This window comes from Natrialbaceae archaeon AArc-T1-2, assembly GCF_030273315.1.
GTDB lineage: Archaea > Halobacteriota > Halobacteria > Halobacteriales > Natrialbaceae > Tc-Br11-E2g1.
Map to the genome: position 1 here is coordinate 18,166 of NZ_CP127175.1, position 16,175 is coordinate 34,340.

General features: G+C 60.1%; 12 protein-coding genes, 1 pseudogene and 1 CRISPR repeat array (1 of these 14 running past the window's edge). Of the genes and pseudogenes, 1 reads left to right on the forward strand and 12 read right to left on the reverse strand.

Translation table 11 applies throughout. The features are described 5' to 3' along the window. A CRISPR array of direct repeats spans positions 1-3,703; the repeat unit is 30 nt; unit sequence GCTTCAACCCCACGAGGGTTCGGCTGAAAC; it begins 1,126 nt to the left of the window's first position. Between the two features lie 107 nt (positions 3,704-3,810). From cas2 to cas6, 8 genes are read right to left on the reverse strand one after another with little or no spacing between them, the layout of a single operon-like run. Next, on the reverse strand, positions 3,811-4,071 hold the full coding sequence (cas2, locus tag QQ977_RS16015) for a CRISPR-associated endonuclease Cas2 (protein WP_285928874.1): 261 nt from the start codon (positions 4,069-4,071) through the stop codon (positions 3,811-3,813). A 1-nt stretch (position 4,072) separates the two neighbouring features. Then, on the reverse strand, positions 4,073-5,065 hold the full coding sequence (gene cas1b, locus QQ977_RS16020; protein WP_285928875.1) for a type I-B CRISPR-associated endonuclease Cas1b: 993 nt from the start codon (positions 5,063-5,065) through the stop codon (positions 4,073-4,075). Between the two features lie 3 nt (positions 5,066-5,068). Continuing rightward, positions 5,069-5,617: a CRISPR-associated protein Cas4 gene (locus QQ977_RS16025; protein ID WP_285928876.1), complete on the reverse strand. Its 549-nt coding sequence runs from the start codon at positions 5,615-5,617 to the stop codon at positions 5,069-5,071. Next, positions 5,614-8,235 (reverse strand): CRISPR-associated endonuclease Cas3'', encoded by a 2,622-nt coding sequence (locus QQ977_RS16030; protein ID WP_285928877.1) that lies wholly within the window; start codon positions 8,233-8,235, stop codon positions 5,614-5,616. The genes QQ977_RS16025 and QQ977_RS16030 overlap by 4 nt, the downstream gene beginning before the upstream one ends. A gap of 1 nt (position 8,236) precedes the next feature. Further along, positions 8,237-9,055, reverse strand: coding sequence for a type I-B CRISPR-associated protein Cas5b (gene cas5b / locus QQ977_RS16035; RefSeq protein ID WP_285928878.1), 819 nt, complete (start codon positions 9,053-9,055; stop codon positions 8,237-8,239). A gap of 2 nt (positions 9,056-9,057) precedes the next feature. Next, positions 9,058-10,131 carry a type I-B CRISPR-associated protein Cas7/Csh2 gene (gene cas7b / locus QQ977_RS16040; protein WP_285928879.1) on the reverse strand — a complete coding sequence of 358 codons (1,074 nt, stop codon included), beginning with the start codon at positions 10,129-10,131 and terminating at the stop codon, positions 9,058-9,060. A gap of 1 nt (position 10,132) precedes the next feature. Further along, positions 10,133-12,283 (reverse strand): type I-B CRISPR-associated protein Cas8b/Csh1, encoded by a 2,151-nt coding sequence (gene cas8b / locus QQ977_RS16045; protein WP_285928881.1) that lies wholly within the window; start codon positions 12,281-12,283, stop codon positions 10,133-10,135. After that, a complete protein-coding gene (cas6, locus tag QQ977_RS16050; RefSeq protein ID WP_285928882.1) occupies positions 12,270-13,076 on the reverse strand; it encodes a CRISPR-associated endoribonuclease Cas6 in 807 nt (268 codons plus the stop codon). Before cas6 ends, cas8b begins: the two co-directional genes overlap by 14 nt. A gap of 150 nt (positions 13,077-13,226) precedes the next feature. Here cas6 and QQ977_RS16055 point away from each other — a divergent pair, with 150 nt between their 5' ends. After that, positions 13,227-13,586 (forward strand): hypothetical protein, encoded by a 360-nt coding sequence (locus QQ977_RS16055; protein WP_285928884.1) that lies wholly within the window; start codon positions 13,227-13,229, stop codon positions 13,584-13,586. A 719-nt stretch (positions 13,587-14,305) separates the two neighbouring features. Here the strand turns inward: QQ977_RS16055 and QQ977_RS16060 are convergent. The 4 genes and pseudogenes from QQ977_RS16060 to QQ977_RS16075 all read right to left on the reverse strand — a co-directional run. Continuing rightward, positions 14,306-14,485 (reverse strand): annotated as a pseudogene (locus QQ977_RS16060) (type II toxin-antitoxin system HicA family toxin); the annotation flags it as partial. A gap of 2 nt (positions 14,486-14,487) precedes the next feature. Then, positions 14,488-14,757 carry a type II toxin-antitoxin system HicB family antitoxin gene (locus QQ977_RS16065; protein ID WP_285928949.1) on the reverse strand — a complete coding sequence of 90 codons (270 nt, stop codon included), beginning with the start codon at positions 14,755-14,757 and terminating at the stop codon, positions 14,488-14,490. Positions 14,758-15,142: 385 nt separating this feature from the next. Beyond that, positions 15,143-15,652 (reverse strand): hypothetical protein, encoded by a 510-nt coding sequence (locus QQ977_RS16070; RefSeq protein WP_285928885.1) that lies wholly within the window; start codon positions 15,650-15,652, stop codon positions 15,143-15,145. 15 nt (positions 15,653-15,667) lie between these two features. Next, complete coding sequence (locus QQ977_RS16075; RefSeq protein WP_285928886.1) at positions 15,668-15,964, reverse strand: UPF0175 family protein; 297 nt, start codon at positions 15,962-15,964, stop codon at positions 15,668-15,670. Positions 15,965-16,175 lie beyond the last annotated feature (211 nt).

Consider the following 16,175-nt stretch of genomic DNA (forward strand, 5'->3'; position numbering starts at 1 on the left):
AACCCCACGAGGGTTCGGCTGAAACAGTCCATCAAGATGGAAACGCTCCAAGGGCTTGGAGAGCTTCAACCCCACGAGGGTTCGGCTGAAACGCTGGACGCTTGAGGAGTCGCTTGACGATCCAGTGGCTTCAACCCCACGAGGGTTCGGCTGAAACGAGCTGTTCGCTCGGAGAGCCGCCGAGGATGTGAACCGCTTCAACCCCACGAGGGTTCGGCTGAAACACAACCGGCAGCGAGAACGGCCACAGCGGACCCGAGCTTCAACCCCACGAGGGTTCGGCTGAAACTCGCTCGAGATCGTGCTGACGACCTTCGCGAGTGGGTGCTTCAACCCCACGAGGGTTCGGCTGAAACAAGCGATGGTAGAGGCACTCCGTCAGACCAAACTCCGCTTCAACCCCACGAGGGTTCGGCTGAAACCATGGAGCGGGACAGTCTGACAATCAACCTCAACGCTTCAACCCCACGAGGGTTCGGCTGAAACCTTCGGTGGCATGGATGCCGGTATTGATGCTCGGGAAGCTTCAACCCCACGAGGGTTCGGCTGAAACAATTTATCAGGTTTATGGACCTGATAAATGGGTTGATGCTTCAACCCCACGAGGGTTCGGCTGAAACGGGACTGATTAGCAGATCGGGAGTGAGACAATAATGAGCTTCAACCCCACGAGGGTTCGGCTGAAACTAGTGTGAACGCTTCCGGCCTAATCAACCAGTTGGTGGCTTCAACCCCACGAGGGTTCGGCTGAAACTGTTCGTCGTTGATTTCTCCGGTACGGCGTTCACTCGCTTCAACCCCACGAGGGTTCGGCTGAAACATTTGGAAGGACTCACAGACGGAATGCGTTTTAAGCGTGCTTCAACCCCACGAGGGTTCGGCTGAAACGCGACAAGCACCGTTCAATCTAGTCCCGCGAGAGTCTGCTTCAACCCCACGAGGGTTCGGCTGAAACGTGGGGTATGTCAGACGATATATGCGGCCACACTAAGCTTCAACCCCACGAGGGTTCGGCTGAAACCACTTTATCGTCCGCGTCAAAACCTGTGCCGACGCTTCAACCCCACGAGGGTTCGGCTGAAACCGAGATCCGGAATCGGAGCGCCGAAAGCGCTGCCGACGCTTCAACCCCACGAGGGTTCGGCTGAAACGAGGACTACGAAACCGACGGCGTGGCGACGGCGACCGCTTCAACCCCACGAGGGTTCGGCTGAAACCGTCGGATCTCGAAACCCTCCCTGGTGAGCCAGGCGCTTCAACCCCACGAGGGTTCGGCTGAAACGCCTTCGTCAGCTAATGCTGTCCCGGAGTTTGATCCGCTTCAACCCCACGAGGGTTCGGCTGAAACACGTTCGTGATTTCCTTACTCATGGTTTATCGGACGGCTTCAACCCCACGAGGGTTCGGCTGAAACTATCGAGATACGCGAAATCGTGGTGACCTAGATATGGCTTCAACCCCACGAGGGTTCGGCTGAAACTTCAAAAATCACTTCTATATCACTCCGCCCTACGTCAGCTTCAACCCCACGAGGGTTCGGCTGAAACATTCCTCCATTCCCTCAAGGTCGCTTTGCGTCTCGGCTTCAACCCCACGAGGGTTCGGCTGAAACGGTTGGCCGTGGGACTAGTGGAGAACGATTTGACGCTTCAACCCCACGAGGGTTCGGCTGAAACGTTCTCGAGGAGTTGCTCGCGGACGCACCACCCGAGCTTCAACCCCACGAGGGTTCGGCTGAAACCCGAAGCGGACGTGCTCGCCGTCGACGTCGAACCAGCTTCAACCCCACGAGGGTTCGGCTGAAACTAGCCGCCAGCCGAGCCGTACTGTCCCGGCGTCGCTTCAACCCCACGAGGGTTCGGCTGAAACGTCGGCGGGCAGGTCGTCCCCGCCGGCGTGCTCGAGCTTCAACCCCACGAGGGTTCGGCTGAAACCTCCTCGAAGTACCGTTCGTCAAGGATTTCGACGCGCTTCAACCCCACGAGGGTTCGGCTGAAACTCGTCGGGATGGGTATCGGTGGCTGACATGGGTGGAGCTTCAACCCCACGAGGGTTCGGCTGAAACTCGCCCCAACCGTACTACACGCATTTCGACGGCTGGCTTCAACCCCACGAGGGTTCGGCTGAAACAAACTGCTGACGCAACATCATGACAGACGTAACGAGGCTTCAACCCCACGAGGGTTCGGCTGAAACTCGACGTCGAAGCGGCAGAGATCGGTTTTGTTCTGGCTTCAACCCCACGAGGGTTCGGCTGAAACCATTATCCCGAAAAGTGCCAATGCTGCGGTTCAAAGGCTTCAACCCCACGAGGGTTCGGCTGAAACATCCTCGAAACCACATCACTAAATTGGTAATTAGGGAGCTTCAACCCCACGAGGGTTCGGCTGAAACCGTCCGTGGGATCTCGTGCCAGTCGGGCCGGTGGCCGCTTCAACCCCACGAGGGTTCGGCTGAAACATTCTCTCACTGTTCTCTCACTGTTATGGGACAGTGCTTCAACCCCACGAGGGTTCGGCTGAAACCATCGCCCGCACGCGGTCGTTCTTGAACGCTTGCGGCTTCAACCCCACGAGGGTTCGGCTGAAACACAGTACTCCTCAAAGTTCGGCAAGTCCGTCGATCGGGCTTCAACCCCACGAGGGTTCGGCTGAAACGACGTGAAAACCGACGGTACCGGCTGGCACGCCCGTGCTTCAACCCCACGAGGGTTCGGCTGAAACGCGCGCTCAAACTGTCGGTACGGATCGACGGTGCTTCAACCCCACGAGGGTTCGGCTGAAACCTGTCCGGGCTGACCCTCGGTCACACGCCCGCGGATGCTTCAACCCCACGAGGGTTCGGCTGAAACATGCGACACTCGAGGCGTTCGGGCTGACGCCGGCGGCTTCAACCCCACGAGGGTTCGGCTGAAACGAACCGCCGCGAAATCCGAACGCGAGCGGAACGGATGCTTCAACCCCACGAGGGTTCGGCTGAAACCAGCACGAACTCAAAGACAAGATTCTAGCTGCGAGCGCTTCAACCCCACGAGGGTTCGGCTGAAACCAGCGACCCCCACAGTCAACGCACTGCTGTACCGGCTTCAACCCCACGAGGGTTCGGCTGAAACGGTCGTCCCGCCATCGGTGTAGGTCACGTCGGCGGTGCTTCAACCCCACGAGGGTTCGGCTGAAACTCGCGGAGGAGGCCGACGTCTCACAGCCGCTTATCGCGCTTCAACCCCACGAGGGTTCGGCTGAAACGATACGGCGGTGTTGCCCGAGCGGTACCTGGAGATCGCTTCAACCCCACGAGGGTTCGGCTGAAACCGATCCCTGTGCGGTCGTCTGTTCGGCCTGTGGCGCTTCAACCCCACGAGGGTTCGGCTGAAACACCCGCGACAGGCCGGGATCGAAGCGGTCAACCTCCGCTTCAACCCCACGAGGGTTCGGCTGAAACGCGAAGGTCGCGTGGGCTCGAGCACGCCGGACAGGCGCTTCAACCCCACGAGGGTTCGGCTGAAACGCGAAGGTCGCGTGGGCTCGAGCACGCCGGACAGGCGCTTCAACCCCACGAGGGTTCGGCTGAAACGATATTCACCAACCGATCGATTTGCCGAAACGCCAGCTTCAACCCCACGAGGGTTCGGCTGAAACCCTCGAGTGCCGCCGAAACCCGTTCCGCCCCGAGTGCTTCAACCCCACGAGGGTTCGGCTGAAACCATGCCCGGTTTCCGGGCTACAGGCCCTACATGGCACGACTACACCAAAGAACTTCCGTCGACCTCCAATAACCAGTCACCCCCCTGAGGTCGACGGTAGCGCTCTCTCACAGAAACCGCTGGTCTTCTGTAGGGTCTTCACCATAGACCGTTCGATTGAGAAGTGTATCGGACGACAGCTCGTAGATGATCGTCGATTCACCAGGCTCGAGTAGCTCGTCGATCTCCCCACGCAGATTCTCGAGGTCGCCTTCCGAGATCTCGCCCTCAAGGACGGAGTTCTGGACGTGGGTCAGGTAGCGACGTCCGATCTTCAGTGCTTTGTGTGTGCGTTCTGCTCGGAGATCGTACACCATAATCACGTACATATTACCACCATCGCTTGAACGAATCGTAGGATTCACCGGTCAACAGGTGCTTTTTGAGTTTATACGCCTCGAGTCGGAGCAGGTACTGGTAGCTAACCTTTCTGTTCAGCTCCGGATGCTCTACGGTTCGTTCGAGCGTCTCTTCGAACGCTTTCGAGTAAGTTTGTCGGCCCCGTTCGTTCAGTAGACACGAACCGAGTTCGGTCTCGAAGTCGTCTCGATCAATCTGTCCGCGATTGACGAGACGGAACAGTACGCGGTCGGCCAGAATTGGCTTAAAGAGATCGGCGAGATCCAGGGACAGCGAGTAGCGCCGTTCACCGGGTTCGTGGAGGTAGCTGATGGTCGGATCGAGTGCAGTCGCTCGAATTGCGGAGACACAGTTCGCGTAGACTAGCGAGTTGCCAAAGGAGATCAGACTGTTGACCTCGTTCGGCGGCGGGTTGTACTCCCGTCTCGAGAGCCGGAACTCTTCGGGGAGGATTTCGTTGAACGATCGGTAGTACGCTTTCCGAGCGCTCGCCTCGACCCCCATCAGTTCGTCGACGGGAAGCTCGTCGTCAACGCGAGCAGCGGCTGCCTCGAGGTCGGCGATCTCGGCCTCAAGGTCGCGGTCGCGGCCGTCGTAGTAGACGGCGTTCGTTCGCATGTTGTGGATGCTTCCAGCGACGATCGATGCGGCGAGTCGTCGCCGATGGTTCTCGTTCTCGTAGGCTCTGACCTGTGAGACGACCGTTCGTCCCGAGGTCTGGCCTCGCTCTGGCATGATCGAGCCGGAGTAATAGTCTTCCCAGCCAAACACGTGCATGGCGACGCCCTGATCGTTCAGAAACGACATCAGGCGCGTGTTGAAATCGATCTGCCCGTGGAGAAATAGTGCCTCGGCGTTCTCGACTGGGACGTACTTCTTCTCACCGTCGTCGGTGACGACCCGGACCGTATCGTCTTTGCGTTCGATGCGACCGTCCGAAAACACGTGGTAGTTCCTATCCATGGGTCAACACCAGCAAAAGTCGTGGTACGCACAGGCATCGCAGAACGGCTTTTCCTCCGCGGGCGGTGGCGACTCTCGAGTCACCACGTCGTAGATTCCGCGGATGGCGTCCTCGACTTTCTCCGCACGTTCCCCGGTGAGTTTGATCGGCTCCCGCTTTCGTTCGCGGGGATGGGCAAGCACACCGTCCCGCTCGACGTCGGCGACGTGCTCGAGATACCAGAGGTAGTACGACAGCTGCATTTTGGCGGGTTCAGTGAGCGTCGAGGATGGTTTGACCTCGACGACACGACCGTCCTCCAAGACGTCGAGCGAGATCATCCCGAGGTGGAGGTTGCGGCGTTTCTCGCTGTAGGCGGTGTCGTCGACGTGAGTACCCCGGACGACCGTAGGGTTCTCGCGATCGATCTCGAGGTTGCGCGACTCGAACCAGAGTTCGCGCTTACAGACGTGGTAGTACTGCATCATCACGCCGGTGACGCGAAACGGCTCGTCAACGGGGTTCCCGCGAGCGGTCTCGAGAAGACGGGAGACGGGATCGGGGTCGGTCACAGGAACCTCCGTTCGACGGTGTTGTCCGGGACGACGAAGCCGGTCGTCGGATCGAAGAAGTCCACGAACTCTGGCCTCGAGGGATCGACGTACCGAACGTCCGCTTTGGGATGAACCGGTGGGAGGTCTCCGAGTTCTCGTGCTTCCTTCGAATCGGCACTGTAGAACGGAACCGATACCTGTCTCGTCCGGAGGTCGTCCATTTGCCGGTTGACCTCGTCGAACTCGTAGCGATCTACAGCATCCTGAATAGCCTCTACGGCCGCCCGTTCCTCGTCCGTTCGACATACGACGACGTCGATGGCGTTTCGCTGGTCGATGAGCGAAAGCCCCTCGAGTTCGTCGCCCCGGGCCTCGTCGACGTAGCTCGCGTACGTCTCTTTACCGACGTTTTTCTGCTGATGAAGTGCCTCGTAGTATTTTTCGACAGCGTCCTTTGCGACCGTGGTTTCCTCGAGGAACCTCCCGTCGCCACGAACGGACTCGAGGGTCCGCGCGGCGACGGGCAGGAGTGAGACACCGCGATTGTACACGGCTTCTGCAGGGGTCTTCTCCTGCTCTTCGGGCGCGTCGAGCCACCAGACGGTGACCTCTCCCCGATCCCGTTCGAACGACCGGTTACACCTTCCGGCGGCTTGGACGATGCTGTCGATGGGCGCAAGATCGCGGTAGACGCGGTCGAAACTGATGTCGACGCCAGCTTCGACGAGCTGGGTCGAGACTGTGAGAAGCGGGTGGCCGCGTCCGGTCAATTCCTTCGCCGCCTCGATCAGGGTGAGCCGATCGATCGGGCGAAGCCGAGTCGAGAGATGCAGGAGAGACCGGTCCCCAGCGGTTTCGGCCCGTTTGGCAACCGCCGCTGGATCGACAGTCTCCGGATCACCCACGGCCTCGAGTTCGGCGGCGTAGATCTCTCCGATATCTACCAGCCTGGGAGATCGTTCCGCCACGAGCTCGGTCAGTTTTCTCGCGCTGTCGATCGTGTTACAGACCGTGAGCGTGGCGTCGCCCCCCTCAAGGGTCTCAAGCAGTTCCGTGGCTGCGTCGTCGTAGGACTTCGCGCCGTCTTGTTCGTCGATGTACCGTTCCGTCGACGGATCGAGGCGATACCGGACGCGTTCGGTCGCCTCGAAGTACGCAGTCGGCTCGTCGACGAGTTCGACCGCGCCGTCGAACAGCTGTGGCTGTGTCGCGGTCATCGCGATGACCGTCGCGTCGTATCGTTCCGTTAGCATCGTCACGAGACGGGGAACGAGTTTCCACCAGTCGAGCGGAAGGCTCTGTGGCTCGTCGAGGACGACGACGCTGTTTCGGAGCGCAGGAATCTTCATCGACTGTTTGTTCGCCGGACCTGCCAGACTCTCGAACAGCTGGACAAACGTCGTCACGGTCAGGCCGGCCCGCCAGCTCTCGGCGAGCATTCCGGCGACGTCGTCATTTAAGTCCGCATCGTCGGCGCCACCATCGTCTACGTCTCGAATCGTCGTCTCTGCGAGATGGTGATGGGCAGTGAGCAGACGGCCCGCAGTATTGGTCTCGTAGATGTCCTGGGCTTCGTCGACCACCTGATCGATGATACTGGTAAACGGGAGCGCGTAAACGATCCGTTCGCCACCGATTCGGTCCCGGGTCGTGAGTGCCGCTGACAGCCCGGCGAGCGTCTTTCCCATGCCTGTTGGCAACGTAATCGTCGCGACGCCACCGCCGTCGTCGGCGAACAACTCCGCGTTCTCGAGGACGGTCGACTGTGCCCGCGAACGGTAGTGGTTCAGCCGTTCGCTCCGTGTTCCCTCCGGGTCAGCGCACGCGTCAGCCTCGAGGTCGTCGATGTACTCGTCCAGTCGCTCGAGGGTCGGTTTCTCGGGTCCATAGGTGTCCTCGGAGAGTTCCGACTCCTTCGAGGCCGAGGCAGCGCTCGTCTTGTCGGCGAGCACGAGCGAGCCCCAGCACTCGAGGACGAGTGCGTAACATGACTCCGACAGCGATTCCCGGTCGACGCCGACGCCGGTTCCGGAGGCTGCGACGGCTGACTCAATCCCACCGAGCAACTCGAGGAATCCGTCGTGGAACTCCTCCCACGAGCCGTTCCCGTCGGTCGCCTTTTCGAACACCGTCTCCCCAAGTTTGGGAGTGTTGTCGTCGATGTCCTGAAGTTGCATCGCGATCGCCCCCTGTTGTTGCTCGTTGGCGTTCTGGGTGCCCCTCGAGACGCCGTCACGTCGGTGTGACCGCTCGAAGACGTATTCGGCGACGTCCGGCAGGGTTCCGTGGTGTTTCCCGACGGCGACAAAGCCCGCGAGACAGGTCTCGGTGTCATATCCACGGGCATCCAGTGCGTAGTAGGCGGCGAACGCTCCGATCGGGGCATGATACCGACAGCGAGTGTCCGGCGGCGTCCCCGATTCCATACCGAGGTACTGCTGGAAATACGTCGTTGCCTTCCCGAAGTCGTGGACGTACGCAAGCGTCTCGACAACGTCTCTCACTGGTTCTCCCGCCGACGTCCGGGCGTCCGCCGGCACCACGTATCGGACGCGTTCGGCCACGTCCTCGAGATGATCTCGGAGAAAGACGCCATCGTGACCTTCCTCCGGTGGATGGGAGTACCGAATCGTCATCTCAGACGAACACCACGGTTCGCCCGTCGACGCGGGACGGCTCGACGTTTTTGACCGTGAGAGAACCGGCGTCTGGATTGTACGTATAGGCCGTAAAGCCGGCAGTCGTCCGACCCCCGGAATCAGCGGTCATGAACGCAGGTGACTCTTCGACCTGACACCGCGTCCCGGGCTCGAGTACGACATCCTCGACGGCGTCGGGGACCGCTGAATCTACCTCGACCGAATCGCCGCTCGGCCCGGGTTCCATCTCGAACTCGCCGTGGTACTCAATCTCTGCGAGGTGCTCCGAGAGGCCGAGACTGGGGACGTAGTGACTCTTGCCGGCCTCGAGTGTTTCCCGAAGTTCTCGATACCGCTCTTCGTCAGATAGCCAGACGTCGATGCGATAGGCTGGATCGACGAGAACCTCGTAGTTGTGTTGCTGGCGAAGCGTCGTCGGATCGGGGAGCTTCATGCTGAGTTTTCCCCGGCCGTTGAGCGACTGGAGGTTCCCGTCAGCTGTCGAGAGCGTGTTCATCGGCATGTTGATCGTCCGGATCTCGCTGACGGGCTCGATCGCCACCGCGGACTCGTCGGGCGCGAACAGGTCGTAGTACCCATCGCGTTCGATACCGAGGACGGCGGCGAACAGTCCGGCGACAGTGGTCCGCGGGATGATCCGGTAGGTCTGTTTGACGACGTTCCCCTCGATCCGCCGAAAGTGACCCCACGACCCACGGACGGTGACGGAGAGACAGCGTTCGGGTGAGACGGCATCACCACTCTCTGTGTTATCCTCGTCGTCTCCTGCCCACTGTTCGAGCGATTCCTGTCCCATCGTCACTCGGCGTTCGGCAGCGTCGTGGTGTGTTCCTCGTAGACGTCAACGACCTCGACGGTCCCCGAACCGAGCGCGTCCTCGAGTGCGTCGTACAGCACCTTGGGACCGCCGACCTCGTCGTCGTGGGATAGCTCGAGGACATCACTCGCGACCATGCGCACGCGCTCGATACGTCCGCTCGCGTTCGCCAGCCGATCGACGAAGCCGTCGACCTCGAGGGTCAGATCCCGGACTGTCCGGAGTTCCTCTTCGGGCTCTGAGCGTTCCTCGTCTAGCTCGAGGTCCCGATCGAGGCCGCCGAGATGGAAGCTTTCCTCGGCGTACTCGACGCGACAGTACAGCCGCGGTTCCTGGCCGACCTTGCTTCGGCTAATAGTCTGGTTCTTTATCGCCCGCCAGCAGAGCGTGTCGAGTCGTTTGACGTCATCTGCGGTGAGCTTCGTGTCCTCGGCCCCGTGTTCGTCCACGAGCCCGTGGAATCGGATGAGCCCGTACTGGATTCGGTGGTCGTCGAGATCGAACCCACCCTGTTCTTTCCCTTCCTGGGTCGCGATTACGCTCGTTAAGCTGTCGTACTCCTCGTTTTCGTTGACGGCGTGGATCGACTTTCCAGGCGAGAACTGAACGGGTCCGGTGAAGTGATCGGGAAGGTGTTTCGCGTACTCGTCGTCGGTGTCGACTGACATCGTTGCGCCGAAATAGCGAACGTCAACGCTGTTCTCGAGGAACTCGCCGAAGACGTCCTCGCGGAACTGATCGGCTTCCTCGTCGTCCCCGAGGTCGTACTCATCGTAGTCGACGGCTTTCAGCCGGTCCTCGAGGAGTTCCCCGCGGGTGTACTGGGTCCCCTCCTCGTTGACGTTCCGGATGTAGACGCCGTGACCATCGTCGTCGAGCTGGTCACGCAGGTAGCGTTTCAGACGGACGTCGGTGACGATCGCCTGCTGGGTCTGGGGGTCGATCCGGGGTCGGTTCGCGCCGCTAAGGGGGTTACCGTTCGGGTTCGCGTCAACGGCGTCGTACAGGAAGACGATTTCGGAGCGGTTCTCTACGGTGTCGGATGCGTCTGTCATCTTAGTGTTCCTCCTTGAGGTCGGGTTGGTCGTCGGACTCTACGTTGTCCCAGTCTGGGTGGTCGTTCATGCCGTAAGTAATCCCGAGCGCGTAGTAGAATCGGAGATCGTCAGTGTCGATCTCCCACTCGTCAGGATCGGGATCAAGGATCGTCTCCCGGAGTCGATCGACGATGTAGTCCGCCTTGGTTCCGGGATAGGATCTCCCCTCTTTCTTTTCCTGACGCGTGTAGGTGAGCGTCTTCGCGATCGTCTCCTGGGTCACCTTCTTGATCCGTGAGCGGGTGATCGATTTCACGGGATACTGATCGACCAGCGTCGTCGACCGATCTTCGCTGTACTCCTGGTAGCTCCCGATGTCGCCGACGAGTGCGCCGAGCAAGAACGCGCCTCGACGTTCGGCGGTGACAGACGGCCCGTCGGAATTGGGTGCGAGTGCTGGAGTTTCCTGGATGAACGATTCGAGTTTCGCGTCCGCGGGGTGTCCCCCGTCGGTGGCTAATATCTCTGTTACTGTTGGCATCGTATCTACGTCGTCGTAGGTCGGTTCGTACGTGATCGGTTCTTTCTCCGGGTCGGACGTGGTGAGTAACTCGAGGTCGCCGTCGGCGAGTGCACACAGCTGGGCGAACTGGCTTGCGACCAGAAACGACGGGAACCCGTCGTACTCGTCGTCGGTCTCCTCGCTGCTGATGCGGGAGACGAACTCCTCGAGCAGTACGTCGACGGCGATCGGTTCGCCGCTCAGGACGTTGACCAGCGCCTGGATACGCGGATCGTCCGCGTCGGCGTCGGTGTCATCTCGTCCGGCGAACGTCTGGTAGAAGTACCAGCCCGTCGAGACCGCGTGGAGCCGGTTGTCGTCACCCGCGAGCAGTTCCCATTTCTCGTTCGTCGGCATCGGTGCCGTCCAGTCGTCGCCTTCCTCAGTCGCGAACGCCGAGGCGTTCTCGACCAGTCGATTGTGCGTAAACGCAAGTTGCTTCGGGTAGTGCAACTGGCCGTTCAGCGTCTCTCCGAAGACGTCATAGCGGGACATCTGGTGGGGCATCACGGCCGAAATGTAGAACCGGAGATAGTCTTCGTCGAACAACTCTTCCCGGTTCTCGTAGGCCCGCTCGACCGGCGTCAGGTCATCGTCTGTACTGGCGGCATCGTGGAGAACCCGGTATAGATCACGGGCTTTCTCCGGTGTCGGTCGACCGAAGAAGTACGGCAGGTAGTACACCTTCGCACCAAACGTCCGATACGTACAGGCCTCGACGAACACCCCCGCGTTCATCACCGTCACAGCGGCATCCTCGGAAATCGGGTGGGATCGCCACGCCTCCTCGATGTCCAGCCCTGGGAACTTCTCGAGTTGCTTGCCGAGGAAGTAGTTCTGTGGGTCTTCCGAGGTCCCCACCGTCCGGGACGGCTCTCGCGTGACGAGGTCTGTCGCGTCCCCGGAGGAGTCGTCGGCCTTGTTCTTCGTGACGAGTTTCGAGAGCTTCCGTCGGCGCATCGCCTCGAGGAAGACGTCGATCTCGCCGGGCCAGCGGTACTCGCCGTCCGACTCGGTCTTCACCTGGACGGTCAGGAGGGCTGTCGCGGATTCGCCGCCGAGACTTTTCTTCACACCCTCTTCGATAGTCTCGAGGGCGTCTTCGCTGAGTTCGGCGAGTCGTTCGACGATCCAGCCGTCTTCGTGGGCGTCCGCGGCCTCCCTTACCACACCGTCGGTAGCCCACTTGGTCAACCGTTCTTTGGCGTAGCGGGCAAGCTTCTCGGGATCGCTGTTGCGGCCGGCCTGGTGGGTAACGCTGTGGTCGATCCCGCGTGCAGCCGGGTATTTACAATGGCTGACCTGCTGGACCAGCCCTTCGGTATACCGAGTTAACCAGACCGGTCCGAGGTGATCGTCGGCGAGCCGTGGCTCCGGCCCCGAGATGTCGACGCGGACGACGATCAGGCTGTCGTCCGTGTCGATCAGATCGCCTGCGGCATCGGGCGTCAGGTACGGCGCGTACTCCCCGCCTCCGGTAGTGGCGAGCGTGTAGAGTTTCCCATAGAGGTACTGTAAGTCCCGAAGCGAGCCGGTCGGGGAGTCCGGCAGCTCCTCGGCTAACTCCTCGTCGTCGTAGGCGTCGCGAAACGCCTCAGGCGAAAGCATCCTCTCCCTCGAGTTCGCTTTCCCCCGGCCGGGTTCGGTCCGTGACGTTCACGAACCCCAGCCCGAGCGAGTTTCGTTCTCCGAGTCCGACGTCCAGCGCGAGGTTGAGATGCCTACGGTGGTGGTCGTCTCGGACGCTGTATTCGAACCGCCACTTGCTCAGCACGTAGGTCATCTCCTGGCCTTCGGTCACCGTTACCGGCACGGCAAACGTCTTGATCAACTCATAGCCGTCGAACAGGTCGCCGTCGACCTCGCTCGGCCCCGGAAGGTACTCCGGCGCGAACAGCCGGTGTTTCTTGTCGAGGTTCGCCTCGAGTTGCTCCACCAGCGGCTCGGTCGTGTGCTCGGGTCGCCAGAAGACGGCCGTATCGCCGCCTGGATGACTAATGCCGTACTCCTCGCACTTCCAGGGTGGAATCCGCACCAACAACCCGGTCCCCGTCTCGAGAACGCCCCGCGTCCCCGGTTCGCCGACGTCAGGCTCGAGGGAGCTCACGTCCTCGACGCGAAACGGCATCTCGCCGATATTCAGTTCCCGGTTCACGAGCAAATCCTCGGCGACGTGTGCGAGCAACTCCTCGTCGTGTGAGGCCACGAGCAGCGTTCGCTCGTCATCCTCGCGCATATCCCGGGGCGGAAAAGGATTCGACATCACAAATCCTGGTGGATCGTCCGTGTCGTGGATACCATCGTAGCCAGTCCCCTCAAGCGCCCGCCAGATCCGCCCCCGAAGCTTGTGGTGATAGGTATCGTCGTAGGCAGCGTCCGCTCGAGCGGACAGATGTGCCATAATACGCATTGTTAACCCCCACCATTATCTGCTATCTTCATAATGTCCTGATTGTTCATCGGAACATCATAAAGCTACTGCCCTCCCCCACCCCAACAATCGACTCACGGATAGAAGAAAAAAGATGTCTTCATCCTCAAGCAGACGCCCATGACCAACCACGATCCTGACGCCCAATCACGCAAAACAACAGCCTGCCCGGTCTGTGGAACCGATGACACGACCCTCGAGCACCCCGACACTACCGACGACGTCTTCGTCTGGAAGTGCACCGCGTGCGACCCGCTCGTCGAAGAACACCCTGACAGCGACGAGCTAGTCGCCCCGCCGGAGTCACGACTGCGGGCCGGCGGGCTACTCCTCCTCCTCGAGATCCCCGTCGGCACCGCTCGTCTGGATCCGTCAGGAATTCGATTCGGAAAGCTGCAGTCACAGTCCAAGAGGGGGATGGGGAATGTGAATGGGTATGGGAGGCACTCCCCAATCCCGAATATAACCTTGCCAGTCTAATACCTTCACAGAAATAACAAGTTTTGCGCGAAGAGGTATTCACTCCAGACATGAAGAGGGGGAGGAAGACGAAATCCCTTCGCCACCCGGGAAGCGACGAAGGCGATCCCATGGGAAGGTGCATCCGCGATCCGGGAGCATACCCACCCGAGGCAGTTCGGGTCGAACCGCGGAACGTTCTCCCCACAGTGAGAAGCTTCTGGTTGAACCTATACCTGACGGAGACGGTGAAACAAGGCAGGTAGTTGTGAGATCGCGGCTCTCTGCGTGAGTGATACAGAGCGGGTCTCTTGTGTTCTGGTTCCGACTGGAGTCCGACGTATTCGTCCCTAGATCACTGGGCGAATACGATACGAGTACACAATTGCATCGCGGGGATTCCCACGCAACGGAGGGGCGATACCTTCGTTATCGAGGAGGCGATTTTCGAGGTCACGAACGCGAGCACCGACGGTTGGGTGAGCTCACCGACGAGGATGCCCGCACAGAGGGATCGTCGAACCTCGAGGCGTACAAAGCGCCGCATCGAAGCGACACACGACACCGAGCGGGACGACGAGAGCGAGACGGTGTGACACGAGTTCGAGCACTCCTATAACCTGTCGTGTTGAAGAGCGCTCTCTGAGAGCGAATTCACGAAACTGAATTAAGGATCAGCACCAAGAAGCCATGAACGACTCTGTCTGAGGAAGTGGCTGGACTCAAACGCCGCTCTTCAACAGAGCACTTGTCTTGAGTTCGTTGTGTAGCGGAACGGTCACACGTCGTTGATCGTCCGGGTTCGTCGGATGGCGATAGTACAGTTGTGCATGATCTCCTGTCGTTCGTCGCCATTCGAACCCACCAACGTTGACAAGTACTTTGACGACCTCTCGTCCGGAGCACGTCCGTCGTCCCATCCCTACTTCAGCGTATCTGGCAGCTCCTGGTCACCAGTTGTGTTCGACTCGGGATCGATACCGAACTCTCGAAGCTCCTCGTCGGTTGGCTCACCTCCAATTTCATCGTTATGAAGCGCAACAGCCTCGTCGAGGTTCTCGAGCGCTGCTCTTCGTGACTGTCCCTGCGTCGTGACACCGGTATCAATGTCTTTAGCGATCCACCAGTCACCTTCACGCCACAGATGGATTTCATCCTCGTGAGCGTTTCCGCCGTTTACAGAGCTAGCCATCCTACTGTGCGCAGGTTGTCCGACAAGCAGTATAAACATTCGGCCGGGAGGGAACTCGAATCGAGAGATATCCCAGAGACACCTGTCGTCTCCAGACGTTCCGTCGAACCCTGTCCGTCGTACTGACCACCGACGACCACTCGAGGAGGACACCCGAAGCTACCCAACCCTGCACCCACCCGCGGTCGTGAGATGGATTCGTTCGTTCCCTGAGATGTTCGACCTCTCGTCTCACCTCGAGTGGAGTCCGCTGTTGTACCTCGAGTCGAGGTCGTGGTTTCTCCCGGAATTTCGACGTCCGCCGGGAAGACGAGGCGGCGTTCGGTGTACTCGAGACCGTTCTTTCGTTCGGTGCGTTACTATCGTTCGCCTCGCGAGTCGAATATCAAAATTCCTCAAAAAGAGCATCCTCATCGGCAGCCGAAAACCGATACCCATCGGAACGGCGGAGTTCGTCGCGTATCGCCGCGAGTTCGTCGGCAGTTTCGATCGCGTCGACCCGGATTGCTGCTTTCAGAAACAGTGTGAGGTCCCAGATCGGTATCCCTCGCTGTTGACCGATCGTCCCGACGTGAGCGTCATCAGTAACGAGTCGACGATTCCGTTCGGCTGCGATCGCGAGACACTGCGCATCGGTCATCGACAGCGCATGATCCTGAACGTCTTCGGCCAATTGCAGTTCCGGCTGTGTCGGGGTGAGGATAGTCAGCCAGCCACCGTTGTAGGATTTCACCTCGTCGATACGGGTGACGAACTCGTACCCGACCGCTTTTGCACGGTTGAGCTCAGAAATAACTGCTGTCGGCGTTCCAATCGCGTCAAACACCTCCGGTAGCAACTGTAGTTGATCGATCTTTGCCAGCGCGCTCAACACGTTGTTGTCGACGACCGTCATCAGTACGTCATCCTCTCACCCATCGAACTCGTCGAGTTCACGTTCCCGGTCAGCAGCATCCAGAAACCCGGCGGTCCGACTAATCCCGCGGTCAGCGAGTTCGTCCTTGAAACTCTCGGCCGACATCCCTGCCAATTCGGCACCACGGTTTAGGCTGACAGCACCCGTTCGGTACTTTTCGATCGCAAGCGACGTCCGCAGTTCCGGCCGTCGTCGTAACAGTTCACGCACCGCCTCCTCGAGGACGTCATCGGCGTCCTCGTAGCCGCCAACGGCCGCAATCGTTTCGACGTCGTTCGCGAAGGTCGTCATTAGTCCGTGGTACGGCTGAATCAGTGATAAACACTGGGGCGCATCGATTTCGTCCGGGACCAACCGGGGACACCTGTCGTCTCCAGACCCTTCTTCGAACCCCGTCCGCCGTGCTGACCACCGACGACCACTCGAGGGAGACACCCACAGCTACCCGACCCTGCACCACCCGCGGTCGTGAGATGGATTCGTTCGGTCCCTGAGACGTTCG